The organism is Pseudoalteromonas sp. MEBiC 03485, from assembly GCF_004195145.1.
Lineage (GTDB): Bacteria > Pseudomonadota > Gammaproteobacteria > Enterobacterales > Alteromonadaceae > Pseudoalteromonas > Pseudoalteromonas apostichopi.
On the sequence record NZ_SGBT01000001.1, the window covers coordinates 967,670 to 990,310 of the forward strand.

At 42.2% G+C, this 22,641-nt stretch carries 19 protein-coding genes and 1 pseudogene; 10 read left to right on the forward strand and 10 right to left on the reverse strand.

The genetic code is table 11. The annotated features are described in order from the left end of the window. The first annotated feature begins 333 nt into the window (after window positions 1–333). The 4 genes from EVU92_RS04505 to EVU92_RS04520 all read left to right on the forward strand — a co-directional run bounded on the left by EVU92_RS04505 (window position 334) and on the right by EVU92_RS04520 (window position 7,716). On the forward strand, window positions 334–3,150 hold the full coding sequence (locus EVU92_RS04505; protein ID WP_130050179.1) for a TonB-dependent receptor: 2,817 nt from the start codon (window positions 334–336) through the stop codon (window positions 3,148–3,150). Window positions 3,151–3,420: 270 nt separating this feature from the next. Beyond that, window positions 3,421–4,758 carry an MFS transporter gene (locus tag EVU92_RS04510; RefSeq protein ID WP_130050180.1) on the forward strand — a complete coding sequence of 446 codons (1,338 nt, stop codon included), beginning with the start codon at window positions 3,421–3,423 and terminating at the stop codon, window positions 4,756–4,758. Window positions 4,759–4,835: 77 nt separating this feature from the next. Continuing rightward, the gene (locus EVU92_RS04515) at window positions 4,836–7,280 is read left to right on the forward strand and encodes a glycoside hydrolase family 127 protein (RefSeq protein ID WP_130050181.1); all 2,445 of its coding nucleotides are present in this window, start codon (window positions 4,836–4,838) and stop codon (window positions 7,278–7,280) included. A 10-nt stretch (window positions 7,281–7,290) separates the two neighbouring features. Beyond that, complete coding sequence (locus tag EVU92_RS04520) at window positions 7,291–7,716, forward strand: FKBP-type peptidyl-prolyl cis-trans isomerase (protein WP_130050182.1); 426 nt, start codon at window positions 7,291–7,293, stop codon at window positions 7,714–7,716. Between the two features lie 82 nt (window positions 7,717–7,798). On the opposite strand, the gene EVU92_RS04525 is transcribed toward EVU92_RS04520, so the two are convergent. Next, a complete protein-coding gene (locus tag EVU92_RS04525) occupies window positions 7,799–8,773 on the reverse strand; it encodes an arabinan endo-1,5-alpha-L-arabinosidase (protein WP_240701330.1) in 975 nt (324 codons plus the stop codon). Window positions 8,774–8,906: 133 nt separating this feature from the next. Here EVU92_RS04525 and EVU92_RS04530 point away from each other — a divergent pair, with 133 nt between their 5' ends. After that, a complete protein-coding gene (locus EVU92_RS04530) occupies window positions 8,907–9,935 on the forward strand; it encodes a family 43 glycosylhydrolase (protein ID WP_130050184.1) in 1,029 nt (342 codons plus the stop codon). A gap of 54 nt (window positions 9,936–9,989) precedes the next feature. Here the strand turns inward: EVU92_RS04530 and EVU92_RS04535 are convergent, their stop codons facing one another. After that, complete coding sequence (locus EVU92_RS04535; RefSeq protein WP_130050185.1) at window positions 9,990–11,618, reverse strand: sodium:solute symporter; 1,629 nt, start codon at window positions 11,616–11,618, stop codon at window positions 9,990–9,992. 261 nt (window positions 11,619–11,879) lie between these two features. Between EVU92_RS04535 and EVU92_RS04540 the strand changes: the two genes are divergently transcribed. The 4 genes from EVU92_RS04540 to EVU92_RS04555 all read left to right on the forward strand — a co-directional run bounded on the left by EVU92_RS04540 (window position 11,880) and on the right by EVU92_RS04555 (window position 15,175). Further along, window positions 11,880–12,602 carry a FadR/GntR family transcriptional regulator gene (locus EVU92_RS04540; RefSeq protein ID WP_054552285.1) on the forward strand — a complete coding sequence of 241 codons (723 nt, stop codon included), beginning with the start codon at window positions 11,880–11,882 and terminating at the stop codon, window positions 12,600–12,602. Window positions 12,603–12,648: 46 nt separating this feature from the next. Next, the gene (locus EVU92_RS04545) at window positions 12,649–13,428 is read left to right on the forward strand and encodes an SDR family oxidoreductase (protein ID WP_130050186.1); all 780 of its coding nucleotides are present in this window, start codon (window positions 12,649–12,651) and stop codon (window positions 13,426–13,428) included. Window positions 13,429–13,555: 127 nt separating this feature from the next. Continuing rightward, window positions 13,556–14,263, forward strand: coding sequence for a sulfite exporter TauE/SafE family protein (locus EVU92_RS04550; protein ID WP_130050187.1), 708 nt, complete (start codon window positions 13,556–13,558; stop codon window positions 14,261–14,263). A 36-nt stretch (window positions 14,264–14,299) separates the two neighbouring features. After that, window positions 14,300–15,175: an SMP-30/gluconolactonase/LRE family protein gene (locus tag EVU92_RS04555; RefSeq protein ID WP_130052225.1), complete on the forward strand. Its 876-nt coding sequence runs from the start codon at window positions 14,300–14,302 to the stop codon at window positions 15,173–15,175. Here the strand turns inward: EVU92_RS04555 and EVU92_RS04560 are convergent. From EVU92_RS04560 to EVU92_RS04570, 3 genes are read right to left on the reverse strand one after another with little or no spacing between them, the layout of a single operon-like run. Next, on the reverse strand, window positions 15,170–16,057 hold the full coding sequence (locus tag EVU92_RS04560; protein ID WP_130050188.1) for a LysR family transcriptional regulator: 888 nt from the start codon (window positions 16,055–16,057) through the stop codon (window positions 15,170–15,172). The two genes, EVU92_RS04555 and EVU92_RS04560, sit on opposite strands and share 6 nt — an antisense overlap. A gap of 54 nt (window positions 16,058–16,111) precedes the next feature. Next, window positions 16,112–16,978 carry a pirin family protein gene (locus EVU92_RS04565; RefSeq protein WP_130050189.1) on the reverse strand — a complete coding sequence of 289 codons (867 nt, stop codon included), beginning with the start codon at window positions 16,976–16,978 and terminating at the stop codon, window positions 16,112–16,114. 60 nt (window positions 16,979–17,038) lie between these two features. After that, on the reverse strand, window positions 17,039–17,464 hold the full coding sequence (locus tag EVU92_RS04570) for a DoxX family protein (RefSeq protein WP_105173868.1): 426 nt from the start codon (window positions 17,462–17,464) through the stop codon (window positions 17,039–17,041). A gap of 128 nt (window positions 17,465–17,592) precedes the next feature. On the opposite strand from EVU92_RS04570, the gene EVU92_RS04575 reads away from it, so the two are divergent. Continuing rightward, the gene (locus EVU92_RS04575) at window positions 17,593–18,129 is read left to right on the forward strand and encodes a hypothetical protein (RefSeq protein WP_130050190.1); all 537 of its coding nucleotides are present in this window, start codon (window positions 17,593–17,595) and stop codon (window positions 18,127–18,129) included. Window positions 18,130–18,155: 26 nt separating this feature from the next. Here EVU92_RS04575 and EVU92_RS04580 read toward each other — a convergent pair whose 3' ends face one another. The 5 genes and pseudogenes from EVU92_RS04580 to EVU92_RS04600 form a co-directional block, all read right to left on the reverse strand. Next, complete coding sequence (locus EVU92_RS04580; RefSeq protein WP_130050191.1) at window positions 18,156–18,998, reverse strand: DUF4198 domain-containing protein; 843 nt, start codon at window positions 18,996–18,998, stop codon at window positions 18,156–18,158. A 9-nt stretch (window positions 18,999–19,007) separates the two neighbouring features. Further along, the gene (locus EVU92_RS04585; RefSeq protein WP_130050192.1) at window positions 19,008–19,508 is read right to left on the reverse strand and encodes a DUF2271 domain-containing protein; all 501 of its coding nucleotides are present in this window, start codon (window positions 19,506–19,508) and stop codon (window positions 19,008–19,010) included. After that, the gene (locus EVU92_RS04590) at window positions 19,508–20,140 is read right to left on the reverse strand and encodes a PepSY-associated TM helix domain-containing protein (protein ID WP_130050193.1); all 633 of its coding nucleotides are present in this window, start codon (window positions 20,138–20,140) and stop codon (window positions 19,508–19,510) included. The genes EVU92_RS04585 and EVU92_RS04590 overlap by 1 nt, the downstream gene beginning before the upstream one ends. Before the next feature lie 196 nt (window positions 20,141–20,336). Continuing rightward, window positions 20,337–20,726, reverse strand: a pseudogene (locus EVU92_RS04595) (YbaN family protein); the annotation flags it as partial. A gap of 511 nt (window positions 20,727–21,237) precedes the next feature. After that, the gene (locus tag EVU92_RS04600; protein ID WP_130050194.1) at window positions 21,238–22,557 is read right to left on the reverse strand and encodes a porin; all 1,320 of its coding nucleotides are present in this window, start codon (window positions 22,555–22,557) and stop codon (window positions 21,238–21,240) included. Window positions 22,558–22,641 lie beyond the last annotated feature (84 nt).

Consider the following 22,641-nt stretch of genomic DNA (forward strand, 5'->3'; position numbering starts at 1 on the left):
AGCAAACCAGTAAACGCTAAGCTACTGATAATAATGGGCCTTAATAAATTCCCAAAACAAAAACGCAGCACGCTTTGAGTTTGTAACATGTTATAATTGCAACGTTTTTTGTAAACATAATGACAGTTATTTTAATTTGGCTTTTTGAGTTGACTGTTAAATAATCATACAATATGATTAAAGTTCAGGCAGCAATGTATTAACATAAAAAATATAGACACACTCGCGCACCGTTTTGACAACACACGATGCACAATGCAGTGGTCACTCTTCGGTAACTGAATGGGGAAAGTTCAGCGGACCGATATAACTATAATTTGGAGAACACCGCTTATGTTTAAAAGAACACACATAGCCAGTGCTGTAGTTATGGCATTTACCTGTCAATTTGCTTTTGCGCAGGAGGAAACACCAAAAACTCCTGATAATAACGTCGATGAGATGGAAGTCATTCAAGTATCAGGTATTCGCGGCAGTTTAAACAAAGCGCTAGATGAAAAACGTGCAAGCGTTCAAATCGTGGATGCAATTGTTGCTGAAGATATTGGCAAGTTCCCTGATAACAACGTAGTTGAAGCACTACAACGTGTAACAGGTGTACAAACAACGGGCCGTGGTGCAGGTGAAGTAAGCGCGGTTTCAATCCGTGGTCTTACTGATGTTAATACCACAGTTAATGGTCGTGCTATCTTTACAGGTGCGGGTCGTGATGTGGCACTGCAAGACATTCCTGCAAGTTTACTTTCAGGCGTAACAGTTTATAAAACCCGTTCGGCGGATCAAATCGAACGTGGTATCGCAGGTGCGATTGATATTAAAACTCACCGTCCTTTCAACTTCGAAGGTGAAAAAGTTGTTTTAGCGGCACGTGCGATTTACTCTGATCAACCCGATGAAGTTGATCCAAATATCAGTGCATTACTCTCTAACCGTTGGGAAATCGACGGTGCTGGTGAGTTTGGTGCGTTAGTTAATATTTCATACGCTGAAACACATTACCGCGATGATTCTATGACTGCGGGCGCTGCATTTCCATTCTTTACTGATAAACCGCAGGCTAATTATTCGCCGTATTCACGTATACCGAATGAATTTTGGACTCAAGGTACTGAGTTAGGCCTACCTACTGCATCAGGTTCTACTTTAGATGTAAATGGTGAGCCAACTGAATATTTACTAGCGCGTGATGCAATTTTTGGTGCTTCATACACAGGTCTTCGTAAACGTCCTGCCGCGTCTGTATCTTTACAGTGGGCACCAGATGAAACCCTCGAAATTACAGCAGAAGGTTTCTATACAGGTTACGAAAACGAATCGCAAAATGCGATGTGGTTCTCAAATACTTTTGAAAACGGCAACGGCTTTATTGAAACGCCAACCGTGTTTGATGGCACTAACGTAATTAAAGAAAAGCAAGCAATTGGAGCAGGTGGCTTCCAAAGTGGCGATTTTTCATACGGTAAAACAGATAGCTACTTATATGCTCTAGGAGCCGAGTGGCAAGCAAGCGATTATCTCACCATCAACACTGAAGTTGTTTACCAAGACAGTGAGTACGAAACAGATTTTTTTGCAATGCGCTTTGACCGTAGAGCTTATGGCTTAGACGTTGACTTTAACGATAAAGACGGTGTACCAGGTATCGCGTTTTGGGATAACCCAAATACAGCGGTAAACGAAGCAGATATGGCTGCTATCGAAAACTGGAATGCCGGCACTATTTATGACAATGGCGGCGGTAATGCCGGTGATGCACTAACCTTCACATTTGATGCAGAATATCTTATTGGCGGCGCTATCTTCGATAAAGTTAAGTTTGGTGGTCGTTACGAAAAACGTACAGCGCAAGAATACACACGTGGTCAAGATGCTGGCATTGCTAACACTTCTTTAGCAAGTTTTATTGAACAGCTAGCAGCAGCGGGTGCATCTGGCGATGGTACAGGCGTTGTATTCCAGGTTGATGATTATTTCGATGGCCGCGCTGACGTATTCAACAGCTTTATAACTGCTGATGGTGGATACATGCTAGATAACGGCGATGCTGTTCGTAGTGTTTATGGCATTGAAGCTGAGGACGTATACAAAACATTTGATATCGAAGAAAATTCATACGCGCTTTATGCAACAACTAACTTCTTCTTAACGGAAGATATTAGCGGTGAATTTGGCTTACGTTATGTAAGCTACGAGCAAGATATGGACTTTGTCGCTGAATCTGGCGGAATGAACTCAAACGTTTTTGAAGAAAGCTCAGCAAGTGCTGATAGCAGCGCATTACTACCAAGCTTTGTGCTTAACTGGAACATCACAGATGATGTAGTGGGTCGTGTTGCGTACACAGAAACATTACGTATGCCTAACTTTGCTGACTTAAACGCGCTGCAATACTGGTACGATCCTCTAACAGAAGGTGCAACATACGGTACAGGTAATGGTGGTAACCCAGAGCTTAAACCTACAGAATCAAAGAACTACGACGTATCACTTGAGTGGTACTTCGCAGATACAAGCTCACTTTATGCTGCTTATTTTAAACGTGAAATTGAAGGCTTAGTTGTTGCGGGTCGTAAGCAAGTTGTGCGCGAAGGTGATGACGGCGTAACACGTCCATATGTATTAAGCGCACCAGTGAATGCTTCAAACGGTGAGTTGTCTGGTTTAGAAATTGGTTTAGTTTACTTCCCTGAAAATTTACCAGATTACTTAAACGGTTTTGGTGTGCAAGCAAGCTACACGATGCTTGATTCAGAACAGGATACACCTGAATTCAATGAGCTAGGTGAAATCTCTGGTTATGTTGATTCGCAAATGGCCGGTGTTTCTGATGAATCGTACAGCATCGTAGGTATCTACGAGCGTGATTCATTCGACATGCGTTTATCTTATGTGTGGCGTTCTGAGTTCTACACAGGTAACGAAGCGGCAATCTTTGCTAATCCAATTCAGTTTTGGAGTCGTCCTGAGCAAAGCTTAGACTTCCAATTTAGCTACAATGTGAATGATGATTTAGTGGTTACTTTTGATGCAACGAACATCCTAGATGACGTATATCAAAACTACTATGGTGAAGGTAACGACAACCTATTTAACTTTGGTAATGGTATCTACTCACGAACGTTTGCACTTGGCGCACGTTATTCTTTCTAAATTTCTAAAATAGACCCAAAACCCCGGCTTTGCTGGGGTTTTTTATTGGTTTTTATAAACCAAACTATCGGTCGAAAAGAGTTGCGATTTAATAAGTATGATAATACTATTAATTAGATTAGCATTAAATTTACAAAAATAACGAACGCTATGGCCAAGCTGTGTAATATCTAAGGCTGTAAATTTATTTGATGCGCAATGTTGATGGTTTTCGACATTGCTTGAAATAGTGAGTTGCGACTCATTATTGACCAATTAGGGTGTTGTTGTATGGAATCTCAAAAGTTATCCGTTGTAGAAAAGGTCGGCTTTGGTGCCGGTGACATGGCAGTGAATGTCATGGTTGCAGCGTTATTCTATTTTATGTCTTTCTTTTACACCGATATCTACGGGCTTGATCCGGTTGATATGGGGGTGTTGTTTTTAGTGGCGCGTTTTGTTGATGCCTTTACCGATCCATTAATGGGAGTGATCACCGACAAAGTGAAAACTCGTTGGGGTCAGTTCCGTCACTGGTTCTTATTTTTATCTGTGCCATATGGTTTGTCGGTCGTACTGTTATTTACTACGCCTGATTTCGACTACAACATGAAGTTGGCTTGGGCTTATGCCACTTACCTGTTTGCAACCTTGATGTTTACCGGTGTTGCCATTCCTTATATTTCTTACATTGGTGTATTAACCGCTGATCCTAAAGAACGTTTGTCAGCCAACGGCTACCGTATGTTCTTCGCTAAAATTGCTAATGTAATAATCGTATTTTCAGTGCCGCTACTTGCCTCATATTGGGGTGATGGCAGCTTGTCGTATGGTTATAAACTGGCAATGGCATTGGTATCGGCATGTGCCGTAGCACTATTTTTGTTTTGCTTCTTTACTACTCGCGAACGTATTACTCATGAGCCACAAACCGAAGGTGTACTTACGCAATTAAAAGTACTTATTAAAAATGACCAATGGTTACTACTGTGTGCAGCATGTGTGCTTGGTACGCTTGGCTATGCGATCCGTGGCAGTGTTGCTATGTATTATGCAACGTATTATTTAGGTGTACCAGATTTAGCGGGGGCCTTTACGAGTGCGGGTATTGCAGCATCTATTGTCTCAATGGTGGCAAGTACGTGGATCACCCAGCGTTACTGTAAAATGAAGCTATTCCGTCAATCACAAATTGCCGTGCTATTCATCTCATTGCTAATGTACTTTGTGGTGCAACCGGGCGATGTAATGATGGCGTTTGTGCTTTATATCATCTTGTCATTTGTGGTTGATTTACATGCACCTGTGTTCTGGTCTGCTATTGCTGAAGCCGTAGATTACGGTGAAATTAAAGACGGCGTCCGTGCATCGGGTCTATCGTTTGGTGGTATTTCATTCTGCCAAAAAGCAGGGGGCGGTTTAGCTGGCTTAGCGGGTGGTTTATTACTGGCATTTTTTGAGTACAAGCCTAACGTTGAGCAAACCGAATTTACCCTAATGGGCTTAGCACTGATGCTAACTATCATTCCTGGTGTATTCCACGCCTTGCTAGGTCTGATCTTGAAAAAATACAAAATAACCGATGAGTACTATACGGATATGGTTATTCATAAACGCCTACCAAAATAACTACTCTTTAAACGCACACACTTAAAAAGTGTGTGCGCTTTGCTCTTTAAAATAACAATTCGCAGGGAGACAACAGTATGAACACATTCAAAGTTAGCTATTTGGCAAGCGTTTGCGCTGCAATATTAACTGTGAGCGGTTGCAGTGAAATGCCAACTGACAGTAAACAAGCTGCTTCTGTTGAGCATGCTGAACATACCAGCGAACAACATTTATTTGCCCTAAACCAAGTAAGTTTAAGCGCCAGCCCATTTTTACATGCACAGCAAACGAATGTGCGTTATTTATTAGCACTTCATCCTGATCAGCTGCTTGCTCCTTATCTGCGTGAAGCAGGCCTTGAGCCAAAAGCGCCAAACTATGGCAACTGGGAAAGTACAGGCCTTGATGGTCATATTGGCGGTCATTATCTTTCTGCCTTGAGCCTTGCGTGGGCTGCCACAGGTGATGAAGAATTAAAGCAGCGTTTAGATTATATGCTGAGTGAGCTTGATCGCACTCAACAAGCCACAGGTGGTTACTTAGGCGGTATCCCAAATGGCGATGAAATGTGGCAGCAGATTGAAAGAGGTGAAATCAAAGCCGACTTATTCAGCTTAAACGACCGCTGGGTACCACTTTATAACATCGATAAAATTTTCCATGGCTTGCGTGATGCATACGACGTGGCAGGCAATGATAAAGCCAAACAAATGCTATTTAAGTTAGGCGAATGGTTCTTAGCGACCACTGCTAAGCTAACTGATGAGCAAGTTCAACAAATGCTGTATTCAGAGCATGGTGGCTTAAATGATGTTTTTGCTGATATGTATTTTATCAGTGACGATGAGCGCTACTTAAAACTAGCCCGACAGTTCTCTCATAACATCATTATTGAACCGTTGTTACATAAAGAAGATAAGTTAACTGGCCTGCATGCCAATACACAAATACCAAAAATTATTGGTATGTTGAAAGTGGCTAATGCCAGCGATGATAAAGCATGGCAGCAAGGTGCTGACTTTTTCTGGAAAACAGTAAGCCAAGAGCGCTCAGTATCTATTGGCGGTAACTCGGTACGTGAGCATTTTCATGATAAAAGTGACTTCACGCCAATGGTTGAAGATGTTGAAGGCCCAGAAACCTGCAACACTTACAACATGATGAAACTGAGTAAATTATTGTTCTTAAAAACCGGTGATACGCGCTATTTAGACTATTATGAGCGCGCCACATATAACCATATATTATCGTCACAACACCCAGAGCATGGTGGTCTTGTTTACTTTACCTCAATGCGCCCTGGGCATTACCGCATGTATTCGTCAGTGCAAGATTCTATGTGGTGTTGCGTAGGCTCAGGTATTGAAAATCACAGCAAATATGGTGAGCTGATTTATAGCAATACCGGTAAAGAGTTATGGGTAAACTTGTTTATTCCAAGCACGTTAAATTGGCAGCAGCAGGGTTTACAGATCACGCAAGACAGCCAATTCCCAGATGATAACAAGGTCTCACTTACTGTGAATCGCTTGTCTGAAGAGCAAAGCTCTGAGTCGGTAATTCATATTCGTAAACCGTCTTGGCAACAGGGTGAGCTGAGCTTTACTTTAAATGGACAGGCTGTAAGCGCAATCGAAAATGACGGTTATTACAGTATCAGCCATGCATGGCAAAGCGGTGATAAGCTTGCTTTTGAACTTAGCCCTAAGCTTTATACTGAGCAGCTACCTGATGGTCAGCATTATTATTCTGTGATGTACGGACCTGTTGTAATGGCTACTAAAGTACACGCTTTTGCAAATGAAAAGCTTAACTTTGTTGCTGACAATAGCCGCATGGGCCACATAGCCGCAGGACCAACATGCCCGCCAGAGGCTCTGCCAATCATGCTGAGTGAGCCTGAAAAATTTATTGCCGATCTCACACGTAAACCGAGCCAAGAGCTTGCATTTATCGCCGATAAAAATGTGGCGATTGCTAAACAAGGTATCGATAACACCAAAAGTACTGAGCTAATTCCGTTCTTCCGCTTACACGATAGTCGTTATCAAGTGTATTGGCCGCAGCAAAGCAAAGCTCAGTTCACGCAATTTGTTGCCAATGCAAAAGCTGTTGAACAAGCGAAAGAGCAACTTCGTTTATTAACCGTTGATCAAATTACGCCGGGTGAGCAACAACCTGAAGTTGAACACGACTTTAAAGGTGAAGGAACCCGTGCAGGTGTCAATAATGGTCATCACTGGCGCGATGCGACAGGTTGGTTTGAGTATCAGCTTAGTAACCCAGAACAAAAAGCGGTTGCTTTGCGTGTTCGCTATTTTATTGGCGATGTGGACCGTCATTTCTCTATTAATTTAAATGGTGAGCAATTAGCTGCAGTCAGTTTGCCCGTAGGCAAGCCAACTGATGAGTTCTACACCATTGATTACCCATTAACAGAGGCAATGAAAAAGTCGAAAACGCTTACCTTACGTTTTGCTGCCGACAAAGACTCTGTTGCTGGTGGTATCTATGGTATTCGTTTAATCAATACACAATAAAGAGTTGGCTATGTTAAGCAACAATGTGTTTGCGACGGCTAAAGAGCAAATCTTACCGTCGCTTATAGATAACAACGCTGAGCAACACAGTTTTTATCACACACCCACAGGGCTTGGTTATCGAATAATTGAGCAAGGTCAGGGGGATAAACCTAGTTGGGATGCCACAGTGGTTGTGCATCAACGGGTTACACTTAAAAATGGTCGGGTGTTATTCGATACTCGCAAGCAAGGTGCTGCTGTAGAGTACGAAATTGCAGAGGCGATAGTGGGCTTACAAGAGGCGCTGCAATTAATGAATAAAGGCAGTCGCTTTGAGATTTTAATACCTGCGCACCTTGCACGTGATGTGTATAGCTCGTTTATTGACGAGAAGCATCAGCAAGGCTGTCAAAGCCCCATGCTAGTTGATATTACTTTGCTTGATTTTAATTAATAGTACCTTCTTGGAACCTCAAACTAGGTCACTTAAGTAAATAAAAAACCTGCAATTTTGCAGGTTTTTTACGTTTGAATAATTACTTTTTAAGCTTGGTTGTAAGCTTATTTAGGTCGGCTGGGTTAACAACAGGCCAATCGTTTTTCCAACTCATAGGTAAAATACGTAGCTTTTGCACGCCATTATCTGCTGTTTCGTAGGCGTGTAATACTAAATAGTCTTTACCATCAAAGGTATATGCAGCATTGTGACCAAGGGCTGCCCAATCTTTGTTACCTTCAATAACTAAGCTACCACCACCATCAATCATTGAGCGACCTTGCTTATCTAAATATGGGCCTTCAACATTTTTGCTGCGACCTACGCGAACATTGTAAGTACTTTTTACACCTTGGCAGCACTTATCAAATGATACAAATAGGTAGTAATAGCCGTTCTTTTTAAAGATATAAGGTGCTTCAATCGGACCATGCTCCGTGTTTGGACGACTCGCAATGTGGTGCCATTTTTCAGGCTTTGCTAAGCGAACCATGTCATCATCAAGTTGTACTAGCTTTAAGCCCCCCCAAAACGAACCGAAGCTCATCCACGGTGTACCCTTGTCATCTACGATAATCGCAGGGTCGATAGCGTTCCAATCGTCACGCTCTGGCACTGATTCAACCACAATACCGTAGTCAATCCACTTGTAATCAGGTGAGGATGGGTCAAGGGTTTCGTTAACCGTTACACCAATTGCAGAGGTATTTTTGCCAAATGCAGAGACTGAATAATAAAGGTAAAATTTACCATTTTTCTCGTACACATCGGGTGCCCATAAGTGGCCCCCGAAATTAGGGGAAACACGCTTTGCCCAACTTGGCTCATCTTTAAAAACGCGACCTGTGAGTTTCCAGTTGGTTAAATCTTTCGATTCATAATAGGTAATGCCAGGGCCTGTGCTAAATACATAATACGTGTCACCTTCTTTGGCCATGACCGGATCGTGTACTTCAACTTGCTTTGCAGATACGGCTGCGGCAGAAAAAAGTAGCCCTGTTGAAAGCCACTTCATCGCTTGTGTCACGTTACTTACGAGTCTCATGCTTGAATACCTTTTGTTGTTTTAACTCTTGTGTTCATTCAGCTACTATATAATATGTAATACAATATTAACAATAAAATCGAGACGAAATACAGGACACATTATGCTCAAAAAAATATCTCGGCTAACGCTTGTTAGTGCGTTAAGCGCCTCGTCATTGTCAGCCTTTGCTGATGCTAATAGTAGCAAGACTCTTGCGCCAATTGATAACCCCATTGTACTCAAACGTGCTGATCCATGGTTAGTTCGTGATGATAAAAGTGGTTGTTACACGTTTATTGGTAGTTCGCCGAAATTTGATGAAATTGAGCTGCGCCAAGCTTGTCGTTTAAACGATTTAAAATTAGCAGAGCCGAAAGTTATTTGGCAAAAGCGCGATAAAGGCCCAATGAGTGTCAATATTTGGGCCCCTGAGCTACATCAGATTGATGGCAGTTGGTATATCTACTTCGCCGCAGGTGATATCGAAAAGCCGTTCAGTATTCGTATGTATGCGCTTAAAAACGACAGTGCTAACCCGATGCAAGGTGAGTGGCAAGAAATGGGGCAAGTAACCAGCCACCTTGATAGTTTTTCGCTTGATGCCACAAGTTTCACGCACAAGGGTAAGCGTTATATGATTTGGGCGCAGCAGAACCAGCCTGCAACCTATAACTCAGCTTTATGGTTAGCTGAAATGGACTCACCAACATCAATTAAAGAGCCTATTATCACGATTACAGAGCCAACCCTTGATTGGGAAGTGCAAGGCTATAAGGTTAACGAAGGTGCCGCAGTTATTACCCATGGCGATAAAATATTTGTTACTTATTCAGCCAGTGCCACCGATCATCGATATGCGATGGGTTTGCTATGGGCAGATGTGAATGCTGATTTACTTGATCCTGCAAGTTGGCATAAGAAGGCTGAGCCGGTGTTCACCACCAATGTTGAGCTAGGTCGTTTTGGCCCTGGGCACAACAGTTTTGTAAAAGCTGAAGATGGTGTAACCGATTTAGTGATTTATCACAGTCGTGATTATAAAGAGCTGAAAGGCACACCGCTTACAGATCCAAATCGCCATGCGCGAGCACGCATTATTACGTGGGATAAAAACGGCTTTCCAGTGTTTTCACCAGAACTCGCCGATTAAAAATTTTTAAAAAAAGGGCGCCAATTGGCGCCCTACAACTTTGGGAACGAACGATTACCAGAAGCGGTAGTAAATAAAGGCAGTAATACCAATAATACCCGCGGTATGAATGTAATCCCACTTATCTAAGCCAGCAGCTACTTCTTTCATCGTTGCTTTATCTAGGCTTGAGAAAGTAAGACCTTTCAATTGTTCTTCGTCTGCTTGCTTGGTGAAAATACTCACCACAATCATAATCGCAACGACCACGACAAATAGCAGAATACAGTAATATAACCAGTTCATCGTGGTGATCCACGCAAATGATGAACCTGCTAAATCATCTTTAAATGGCAGCAACACTAAGCGGATCATACCAAGCACAAAACCTGATACTAAACCCACAAAACCAGCAGTTGGAGTGATGCGTTTACTGCATAAACCTAGTAAGAATACTGCTGCAATTCCCGGTGCAATAAGAGACTGCACACTTTGCAAGTATTCATAAAGCACATCGGCTATTAAACTCATGACGGGTATCCACAGCAAGCCTAATATAACAATAACGATAGTGGCAATACGGCCTACTTTAAGAAGATGCTTTTCACTCGATTCAGGTTTGAATTTTTTATAGAAATCAATCGTGAACAAGGTCGCTGACGAATTAAATAATGATGCTAAAGAGCTCATTAAAGCCGCTACTAAACCACCAATTACAATCCCCTTAACACCAGCTGGTAATAGCTCAGCAACGAGAGTTGGGAATGCTTGGTCAGCACTGTCATAGCTAATAATACCTTTAACATTCAATGCGTATGCAATCATGCCCGGCACTAAGAAGATAAATACAGGAAGTAATTTTAAGTAACCAGCGAACATGGTACCGCGACGTGCTTCTTTAATGCCTTTTGCAGATAAAACACGTTGTACGATGTATTGGTCGGTACACCAATACCAAAAACCAATAATGAATGAACCAAATACAATGCCAGGCCAAGGGAACTCAGCATCTGAAGCACTACGAATAAGATGCATATTAGCATCGTTGATACGCTCAACTTCTGCCCAGCCACCTACTTTATCTAGACCAACAACGAGTATGACTAAGGAGCCAATAATGAGCACCGGAGTTTGCAACACAGAGGTCCACATAATGGCTTTCATACCACCAAGCACCGTATAAATACCCGTGATCACTACAAGGCCAATGGCTGAGATCCAGAAGAAATCGATACCCCAAATACTCTCAATACCTAAGATTGTTTTAAATGCGATACCGCCGGCATAAACCGTTACTGCGACCTTGGTTAATACATAGCTAATCAATGAGATTACAGATAAGAAAGTACGTGATTTAGAGTTAAAGCGGCGCTCTAAGAATTCAGGCATGGTGTAGACTTTACTACTCCAATAGAAAGGCACGAAAATCCAACCGAGTAGTAGAATGATCCACGATTGCATCTCCCAGTGAGCTAGTGCCATACCCGATTGTGCACCTGAACCTGAAAGACCCACTAAATGTTCTGAGCCAATGTTTGATGCGAAAATAGAGGCACCAATCACTAACCAACTTGCATTACGACCCGCTAAAAAGTAATCAGCGGTGTCTTCTTCTTTTTGTCGCATAGACATCACGACAACGCCAAGTAACAGGACAAAAAATCCTGCTAGCACTGCCCAGTCTAAGGTACTTAGTTCGACCATCGTGTGTTCCACCTAATTTTGAAAAGAGAGTTTAGCTTTATAATTGTTGAATAAAAATATTATATTATAAATAGGCCGAGTGAAAGAGATTTGTTAAAATAAGGTGACAGTCTGTGTTCTAAATGGTGACTATACTGTGTGAATTTTAGACACTTGTATTAGGTTGTTTTTTGTTTGCTATTGATTTTAATAGATTATTTGCAGGATGACGGAATAGCTTTATAGATGTATCATATTACTCAGATCTTTTGAGGAACACACATGGCGCGTTTAGAAAATTTAAACTTATCACAACAAGTTACCAATGAGCTCGGTAAAGCAATTATTGTTGGTGATTATAACACTGAAACGGGGCTACCAACTGAAGCACAACTATGTGAAGTGTATGGTATTAGCCGCACAGCTGTCCGTGAAGCAGTGAAAATGCTTGCTGCAAAAGGACTGATTTCTTCTCGTCCACGACAAGGTATTCGTGTTGAATCGGCGGAGAACTGGAACTTATACGACACAAGCGTATTAAAATGGTTACTAGAAAGCAGCCCTTCACTTTACGTACTTAAAGAATTCTTACAAGTGCGCTTGGCTATCGAACCTCAAGCAGCAGCACTTGCAGCAAGAAAAGGCGACCAAGCGGCAATTGCAGAAATTAAAATGGCACTAGATAAAATGCAAGCTGCGGCAGAAGAGCCTGAAGGCGTGATGCATGAGCCTGATCTTGCATTTCACACGGCAATTTTACATGCCAGTGGTAACCGTTTTTTCTACCAATTACGTGATTTTATTCGCACAGCGCTGCACGTGAGTATTCAGCATACTACGCCAGCTAAAGGCAATAAAAAGGCCATCGCTGAGGAGCACTTTAAAGTGTATAACGCAATTGCGAGCGGCGATCCTGAGCGTGCTAAAAACATGATGACGTACATGATTGATGAAGCAATGGCGTTTATTGAAAAAGAAATCGCTGATAAAGAAGCGGCTCAATAAGTATCGCTTCTTTACGTTGTAATGACTTTTAAAACATAAGGTTATCATGCCAAATTCAAACGAGCTAAAAACAGTTTACCCAAGCCTTGCTGGTAAGAGTGTGTTTATTACTGGCGGTGCATCGGGAATTGGTGAAGTAATGGTAAGGCGGTTCTGCGAGCAGGGCGCGAAAGTCACCTTTGTTGATATTGCAACTGAGCAAAGCGATGCGTTGTGCGCAAAATTAGCTGGTAAATATGAATTTGACCCACAATTTATCCATTGTGATATACGTGATGTTGAAGCTTTAAAAGTGGCCATTGAGCAAACTCGCCAGCAGCAAGGTGATATTGGTGTGTTAATTAATAACGCAGCCGATGACACTCGTCATGCTGCAGAGAATATGGATGTGAAATATTGGGAAGACAAGTTTGCAGTTAACTTACGCCCGTGTTTCTTTTCATCTCAAGCAGTGGTTGAGCAGATGCAGCGTTTAGGCGGTGGTAGCATTATCAATATGGGGTCGGTAAGCTGGCGTATTAAGCAGACCGGCATGCCAGCCTACACAACCGCAAAAGCGGGTATTGAAGGTTTAACCCGTTCATTAGCTGCTTCATATGGTAAAGATAATATTCGTGTGAACTCACTGGTACCAGGTTGGGTGATGACAGAGCGCCAGATTACGCATTGGCTAACCCCAGAAATGATTGAAGATGTTCGTTTAAGTCAGTGTATTAACGAAACTATTCAACCAGACCATGTAGTGAATGCCGCGCTATTTTTGGCCGCAGATGACAGCTGTATGATGACTGCACAATCATTGATAGTGGATGCGGGTTGGACATAATCTTGCGAAACGATAACAAAATGACTAGCGTGAAATAAAAATTTTACATAATTAAAATGATACTATAATAATAAAATATACGATTTAGGCTCAGCAGAGCTCATACTTAGGAAGGTGGTAAGAAAGTTTGACCGACTTTGTACTTGTTTATTTAATTCTGATTATTGGTGCTTGCCTACAAAGTGTTATTGGCTTTGGTTTAGGAATGTTATGTGTGCCTGTGCTTTACTGGCTAATGCCAGATCTGGTGCCTGGGCCAATGATTTTGAATGCGCTGTTTTTAACGTCGGTATTAATGATTAAGCACCGTGGCGCGATAGACATGAAGCAAACTGGTATATCTATTATTGGCGGTGCTATAGGTGTCATTTTAGCTGCTGTCGTGATGTGGTATGTCAATGCGAAGCAGTATCAGCTTCTGCTAGGGGTGAGTATTTTGGTGGTGGTGGCTTTGTCTATCATAGGTATGAAACCGAAAATCTCAACAATTACTAGTTTACTAGCATCAATGTCGTCGGGCTTTTTGGGTACCACAACTTCTGCAGGAGGTGCACCAATGGGGCTACTCTACCAAGCTGAAGATAAAGAAAAAATTAAAGCTAACTTGAGTGCATTTTTCGTGTTTATAAACCTGTTTGGCATTATCGTATTGATGCTTACAGGTTCCGCCGATATGACTGATGTAAAGCTATTCTTTTTTTGTTTGCCAGCAATTTTAATTGGCTGGGGCTTGTCGTTTGTGATTAACAATAACCTCAACGAGAAGGCCATTCGCGGCATAATCTTACTCGTTGCGGGGTTATCTGGCCTAGCACTTATTTTCATACATAGATAGAATGAGAATAGTTCAGCTGTTCGTGTAGTGAAGCCAATGCTCGATGACACCATCAAAATGATTATTTCTAGCCAGTGCCAATTAGGCGAAGGGGCCTATTTTGCAAAAGCACATAACTGCTTATTTTGGGTAGATATTTTAGGGCAGCGCTTGTTTCGCTTAGATTGCCAATCAATGCGAGTTAGCCAGTTTTCCATGCCTGAGCCTATTTGCTGGGTTATGGAAACCGAGCAGGGTGAACTAGTTGCAGGCTTTGCCAAAGGTATTTATAAACTTTGTAGTGAAAATTTCAGCCGCGAACTACTTTATTCAATAGACCATGAACCCTCACAAAATCGTTTAAACGATGGCAAAACATCTCGCCAAGGCTTTGGTTTTTTTGGCTCTATGGACTCTCAAGAGCAAACCAATAGTGGTAAGTTATATCGTTTTGGACATGGGCAAGCTCCGATTTCTGTTGATCATAACTACACCATCAGCAATGGCCCTGCGGTGAGTAAAAATGGCTATTTTCTATATTCTACTGACTCAGATAAACAAACTATCTATCGTTTTGTTCTGAATAAGCAGGGCGAGCTTTCTGATAAACAAGAGTTTATTCGCTTTAGTGAAAGTATGGGCTTTCCAGATGGCATGACCGTTGATAACGAAGACCATTTATGGGTAGCCGCTTGGAATGGCTATGGTGTTTATCGTTTTTCACCAAGCGGCGAGCAGGTGCAGTTTATTCGCTTGCCCGCACCGCGTGTTACGAGTGTCGCATTTGTTGGCGAGGAGCTAATGCATTTAGCTGTGACTACCGCTGCAGTGGGTCTGGAGGACTCAGTTCTCGCTGATTACCCGCACAGTGGTGGCGTGTTTATTCTTGAGCCGGGCGTTAAAGGCATTGCTGAAACGCCCCTGAAACTATAGGTTCTCCATCACTTGGTAACGCAATTCTCCAAGGAAAGCGCGTGCTGCTGGACCAAGCTTATCACCATCTTTAAAGAGCAAGTGTAACTTAGCGCTGCGACTACTGTTATGGGTTAAATTAAGTGCTTTCATTTGCCTCGCCGCAAGGTGTTTTTCTATTGCTATTTTTGGCAACCACGCAAAGCCAAGTCCATTACTGATCATATCAATAGAAGTGCGCAAATGAGTTACCGTCCAGCGCTGATCGGCACCTAACCATCCACCATCTTGCTTGTGTTTATTGGCTGAATCGCGGACAACAATTTGGCGGTGTGATTTTAAATCTTCGAGGGTTATTTCACGCTCTATTGCATGCAAAGGGTGATCTGGGTGTGCAACGGCAATAAACTCAATATCACATAATTCTTCGTGAAAGTTTGCCGCAATTGGAAAGCCGGTAATAGCAATATCAACCTGATCGTTTTCGAGCAGTTCATTCCCCCCCATCAGCACAGACTCATGGAGTTCAATACGCAGTTGCGGGTATTGTGACGAGGTATCGTTAAGCACTTTATAAAGCAATTGCTGTGGGAAAATAGCATCAACAGCAATTCGTAATTTGCTTTCGATGCCTTCACCTAACGTCTGGCCTATTGCCTCAACTTTTGCGGCTTCATCAAGTAAGTAATTGGCACGGCGTAGCATCATTTCACCAGCTTCAGTGAGCACGGTTTTGCGGCCTTGAATGCTGAATAACTTTACATCGAGTGCAGATTCAATTTTGCCAACAGCATTATGAATACTTGATTGGCTTTTATGAATGCCTTGTGAGGCTTGGTTAAAGCCCCCAAATTCGACAACAGCACGAAACATGCGCCACTGTTCTAACGTAATTCTTAGCATGATGTTCCTTTGCTTACTTAACTACCTAATAGTACCTGTAAATACTGAAAAAGTTTACTTTTTAGGTGAGGGCAACTCAATATACTCAAGCTCATCACCGGGGATTTTAGCAAAACGCTGTGCTTGCCAATCTTGTTTTGCTTGCTCGATGCGCTCTTTGCTGTAAGCAACAAAATTCCAGTGTAAATACGGGACTTTATTGAATTTACTGCCACCGAGTAAAATAAAGCGGCTGTGCACCAGAGTCGTTATTTCGTGTTCGCTGTCATCAAGTAGTACAAAGTCGCCTTGGGTATAGCGCGTATCACCCACACTAATTTCACCATAAATAACATACACTGCGGTTTCATGATGAGGATGCGGTTTAGTTATATGGCTACCTTGCTCTGCTACCGTATCGACATAAAACATCGGTGAGTAGCTTTTCACAGGGGAGCTTAAGCCATAGGCATCACCGACAATGAGTCTCATCAGCACGCCTTTTTCGATTTTCTCAGGCAATTGCTGTTTTTTGATATGTTCAAAACGCGGTGCTATTTCGGTTATACTCTCAGGTAAAGCAACCCAGCATTGCAGACCATTGATGTCGTGCTCGCTCGCCCGCACTTCAAGGCTTTCTCTTTCTGAGTGCACTATCCCGCGACCTGCGGTCATCCAGTTAACATCGCCGGGTTCTATTTGCAGGCTATTACCTAGCGAATCGCGATGGTAAATACTGCCCGTAAATAAATAAGTGAGCGTTGATAGGCCAATATGAGGGTGAGGCTTCACATTTATGCCCTCACCGCGAGGAAAGTGATTTGGTCCCATGTGGTCAAAAAAGATAAATGGGCCAACCATTTTTTTGTCAAAATGAGGCAAGATGCGTTTTACATCGAGCCCACCAATATCATGGCTGGTTGCTGTTAATAACGTTGCCATATTCGCGCCCTCTTAAAAACAAATTCAGCCAACAACCTAGGTTATTGGCTGGGATAAATGTTAAGCCTGACTACGTTTTAACACTAGTTGATCTAGGCTGATTTTGCCTGCACCAACACTGGCTAATGCTAAAAAGCCGCCTGCCATTGCAATGTTTTTGTAGAACATTAAAAATTGCATTTGATCATCAAGTTGAAAGTGGAATAACAAAGCACTAACTAGGCTGAAACCAGCAAAAGCGACAGCGGTTAGTTGTGTTAAAAAGCCTAGTAAAATAAATAATCCGCCAACAATTTCAAAGGCAATCACAAACGGCAGTAAGAACTCTGGTAAACCGACACTACTCATATATTGCGCTGTAGCATCGAAAAACTCTATTTTGCTAAAGCCGGTTAGTAAAAAGATGGCCGATAAACCAATACGTGCCAATAAAGTGCTAATATTTTGTAAGTGTGGTTGAGCTGAGATTAAAGTAAAAAGTTTCATAGTAGGTATCCTGTTTCGTTAAGCAGTGTGTCTGCGATGGAGTAACTATAAGTTCACTTTAAAAGAATTAAAAATTGTAAAATCAGTATTTATCATTCTCTAAAAAAGAATCCAAAAAGAGGTTGAATATGAAGTTGTTGTTATTGATAGGGTTTTGTTTTTCGGTGGCTACAAGTAGCTTGGTGTTTGCTGAACAAAATTTACCAAATAGTCGTCATTATGAGTTGCTAGCTTCAGATATTGCGGTGCAGCAAAGCTGGCAAGTTAAAGACACAATTAAAGGTTATGAGATGCTGGAATATCAAATTAACCTTAATAAAGGCACTACCTTAACGGTTGATTTTGCTCCATCAAATTCAAGCAACTACTTTAATATTTTACCAAAAGGCAACCCAACAGCTTTGTTTGTTGGCCCGGTAAAAGGTGATCATGCTGAGATTAAAATCTCTGATGATGGCGATTATGTGATTCGGGTCTTTTTGATGCGCAATGCCGCGCGCCGTGATGAGCAAAGTGAATTTACTGCCGATATTAGCGTCGTAAAAAGTACATTAAAAGGCATGCACCCAAGCTGGGATGTCGATGGTGATGGGGTTAATGATTGCGAGAAAGACGGTAGCTGCGATCACACTGTTGACTACCGCCTTCCTCGAAAGTCGAATTAGGCCAATTTTAAGGCCTAATTAGCAAACTACTCAGGCGCCACTTCAAGCGTTGTGAATAATGAGTAGCGTACATTATCGATATCGGCCTCTGTTGGTTTTTGATCAACAGATGCTTCAATCAGATACATATCGGCATGAGCGAATGTCACAGTAAAGAAGCCTTTTTTATCGGTTGTTACTTTCACTTCGTCACGCTCATTACGGTAGCGTGCACTACCACGAACAATAGCAAGCTCAACGTCAGCGGCTGGTTTGCCATCCATTAATAATTGGAACTTAGCTTCTTCACCAGCAAATAGATCGTTCGGGTGAGTTGGGCCTGAAATTTCTAAACCTTGACCAAGCAATGTTGGCTTAGAAGTACCATTACGGCTTACAAAAGTATCAACCGTTGCGATTGATTTTACAGTGCGTACATCGGTTGCGCCTGCTGGTAGGTCTGCTTCTTTTTTACCTGCGAACACACGGCCACGGTTGCCATCTTTGTCTTTATAGAAAGTCATTAGCATTGGTTTTTGCTGCATAGCAATATGGTAAGTACCGTCTTGAGATAAACTCACTGCCGCTGAGTTTTTGCGTTTTAAGTAGTATGCGCGGATCGTTTCTTTAACCGGCTTACCATTTGGAGCAAGGGCAATTAATAAGTTGTCGTCATACTCTGCGCCTTTTTCTTTCGGGCGGTATGCTTTATCTGGGCTAAACAACTCATTCGAAATACTGGCATCGATCATCACATAGTGAGTTTTCTCACCAGATAAAGAAGTGTGAGATGGCATTAACCAACGGGCGTGTGCTTGTGCATAGCCAGAGGCAAGTGCTGTGAAGGTTACTGCGCCAATCAGCGCCGTTTTTAATAATTTTAATTTCATTGTTTGTCCTTAATTACTGGTAATGGTAACAAAGCTAGTCGCGAACTCTTTTTCGCCTTTAATTGTGACTTTGCCGTCTTTCGTTAAGTCGATTTCAACGCGGGTGTAATCTCGGCCACCTTCCTCACGTACAACTTCAACATTAAGCAGGTAGCTACCAGGTTTAACTGGATTACCTTTTAAATCTTTACCTTGCCACTCAATGGTGTAAGTGCCTGGGCGTTTTGTTGCACCTGTTACACCATCAAAGCTGTCGTTGCTACGACCTGTTTTTCGCCACCACTGACGTAAGTCTTTAAACCATTCAGCTTTTTCGACCCAAAGTGCAATAGTGGTAACGTGTTTACGTTCAGGTGTTTCTAGCCATAGCGCCACGTAAGGGCGATGATATGGAGAAACATCTAGCTCAGGTAAAGTGAACTCAACGGTGAGGTTGGGATCTTTTGCAAAGCTCAGTGGGCTGAATAAACAGCCAATTAGTAGAGCTGCGATTAAGTGGGCTTGTTTCATTAAGATACTCCTTTAAGTTGAGGCACCCAAACTAGATAAATGACCAAAGGCGTGGCAACACCAAGAAGCGTTAACCAAAGGCCTGCGGCCCGTTTTTTACGGTTTTGAAAGAGAATAATTAATCCGGTGATGGCAAACAGAATCATCAAAACAGCCGAGATATCAATGACCCAGCTCCATGCTTTACCTGTATGGCGGCCTTTGTGTAGGTCGCCAATCAGACTCATAAAGCCGCCGGTTTGATAATCAATATTGAGCTCGCCCTTTTGAAAATCGATTTCGGCGTAAGCAAAGCCTGCTGGCAGCGGATAGTCGAGCATCACCAAAGCATCTTCTTTTTCCCACTCAATACTTTTTACATTACTAAGTGAAAATTTTTGCTGCATGTACTGTTCTATTTCAGGGTATAGGCTCGGTAACGTGTCGAGATTAGCTTGTGCTTTTTCGAATAACTTTGCAGAAACAAGTAGTTGGTTCTGACCATTATGTTTATCATTTTCGAGCCAACTAACGTGATTAAGAATGATGCCGCTGACACAAAATAAAATAAGTAAAAAGAATAAGGCCGTTGAAAGGTATATGTGTAAGGCGCGGCTAACGCTATAAAAGCTACGTTTGTTAAATGAGAACATAATGCGGTTTATTCGTTAAAGATACGGGCATGATAATGATTTGCATTACCAATAACAAGCGTGTTTACGTTCTTTACATTTCTTTGTTTTAGAAATGAATAGCGAGATAAGCAACTACAGCAAGTTGCGAACTGAGAAAACAGGCAAGCAGCATTAAACCGGTGTGTGTAGTCAGTTTAACTTGTAAGAGTGTTGATTTTTTTGGTGCAGAGGGGCGATTAATTAAATAGGCTAACACGCTCAATTCAATTACTGCCACTAAGTACATCACCCAAATTGGTGCGGCACTTTGTAGTAAAAAAGCATACCCGATAGCCATACCAAAACCAGCTAAGAACTTAGCACGAGTAGGAACAACCTTATGTTCTTGCCAAAACCTCAGAGGCTGGCCGTACTTTGGATGGTGTAGCAGCCAGGCAGAGAGCTTAGGTGATGAGCGGCTAAAGCACGCCAATGCTAGTATAAAAAAGATAGTTGTAGGCATCACAGGTAATGCAATACCTATGATACCTAAACCCACCATCAATAACCCGAGTAATTGATAGCAGCCATTTTTATAGGCGGTAAACGCCGCTTTCACATTCATCAATAAAGTTGGGCCTGATAAAACTTAAATCGTTGCAGTGCTTGCTCGGCACCCTCTATCAAAGTGGCTTGTTGCTGTTCACAGAGCTCAAGGCTATCAATAAGATGACTTAGTTGACAGCCCTTTTTGTACACACTGGCTTTAGCAAGGTAGCTTGCACCACATTGATTATTTAACTTTAGCTCAGCTTCAACTTCTTTGCCTAATGTAGCTGCAGAAAATTGCGATCCTTCAATTACATACAGCTTTTGTCAATAAACCATGTTTAGAATGGCGCAATATAATAATGATTTACATTTGTATAGCCAGAAAAACGTGCTTGCAAAGGTACAGAACGGACCTGAAATATGAGCATAGTGGCTATCAAGGAGTAAGGTATAAATTAAGCTAGTTATTACTCAAGCTAAGAAGATCGTGAAATTATTGTGAGTTTTTGAGTAAAGTAAAGAAAGGCAAGGAGAACATCTCCTTGCCTCTAAATAGCTCGCTAAATTAAGCGGGTATATTACTATTAGAAATAATAACCTATATTGATATTGAAGCGGGTTTCAGTCTCATCGCTGTCGCCAGCAATTGAACCACCAACGAATGGTTGGTTTTTCGCTTGTACAAAATCAAAGTAAGTGAATAAGCCGCCTGCAGCAACAGATACACCGGTTACATTCATCCATGTATCTTCGCTGTTGTCTGACTTGTCATAAATAATGCCGTAGTCATTGTAAAACTGTAGGTTTGTTACCGGACCCCATTCTACAGGAAGGCTGTAAGCGATATTAGCATTAGTCATGGTCGCTTCTGCGGCAATACTATCGTAAAACGCATAAGCACCCACGGCCATACGGTCGACGTTGTCGATATCGTAGTTATATTCACCATGCTGAAGTTGGAAATTCCATGGACCAATTGTGCTGTTTAAGTGCACAGCCCAAGCGTAGTAGTCGCCAGCTTTATCTTCACCATCATGTAAGCCGCCAGATAAGGCTGAAACACCTAGCTCGGTGGTGCCGCCATCATGCTCAAAGTGATAACCATAACGACCAGAGAAGGTGTTGTACTCACCAATCGCATTGGTTGGTTCGGCGTATACACCTTCACCTGCAGAGCGGAAACCCACTACGTCGTATGAGTAACGGTCGCTTCTGTCGTCCACATAGCCGTCAACGCCACCTAGTTCATCATTTTTGAAAAAGCCAAGGTCAATTTGCCAGTTGTCAGCAATTTTGCGTTTGAATAGCACACCCAGGTCATGGTCATCTTCAAGACCAATATAATAAGTGGTGCCAAAGAAGTAGTTGTGTGAGTTATAAGGCCAGTTACCAAAAGGCACTTTGGTAATACCTGCCTGCACCTGCCAGTCTTCGGCAAAGTCATAGGCTGCATAGGCATACTTAACTGCGGTCATGTAATCGAAAAAACGGATCTCAGCGTTAAGCTGCACATCACCGACATCGCCTGCAAAATTTAGCCTGAAGATGTCAAAATCGAAGTCACCACCGCGGTTTTTATTGCCATCGTTATACGACGTATGGCTGAAGTTGGTACGTACAGCCCCACCGACTTTAATGCCAGATTCTTTTTTAGGTGCTTCTACGGCCGCTGTTTGCTGCTCAAGTTGCTTTTGTTGTTTTGCTACTTGTGCATCAATTTGCGCTTGTTTCTCGGCTTGTTGCTGCGATTTTGCTTCGGCAGCATCAAGTTTGCTTTGCAGTTGCTGCATTTGCTGTTTCAGTAATTGCAGTTGTTCTTGAAGGTCATCAATTTCAGATGCCTGACTAAGACTTGAAGTTGTGCCCAAGGCTATAGCAAGGGCTAACTTTGATAGTTTAAGCATGAATTTTCGCTAGTGTTGGAATGGGTACTGTTAAGAATAGTTGATATTCAGGCTGAACCCAAGCCTAGACACAGAAAATTAATA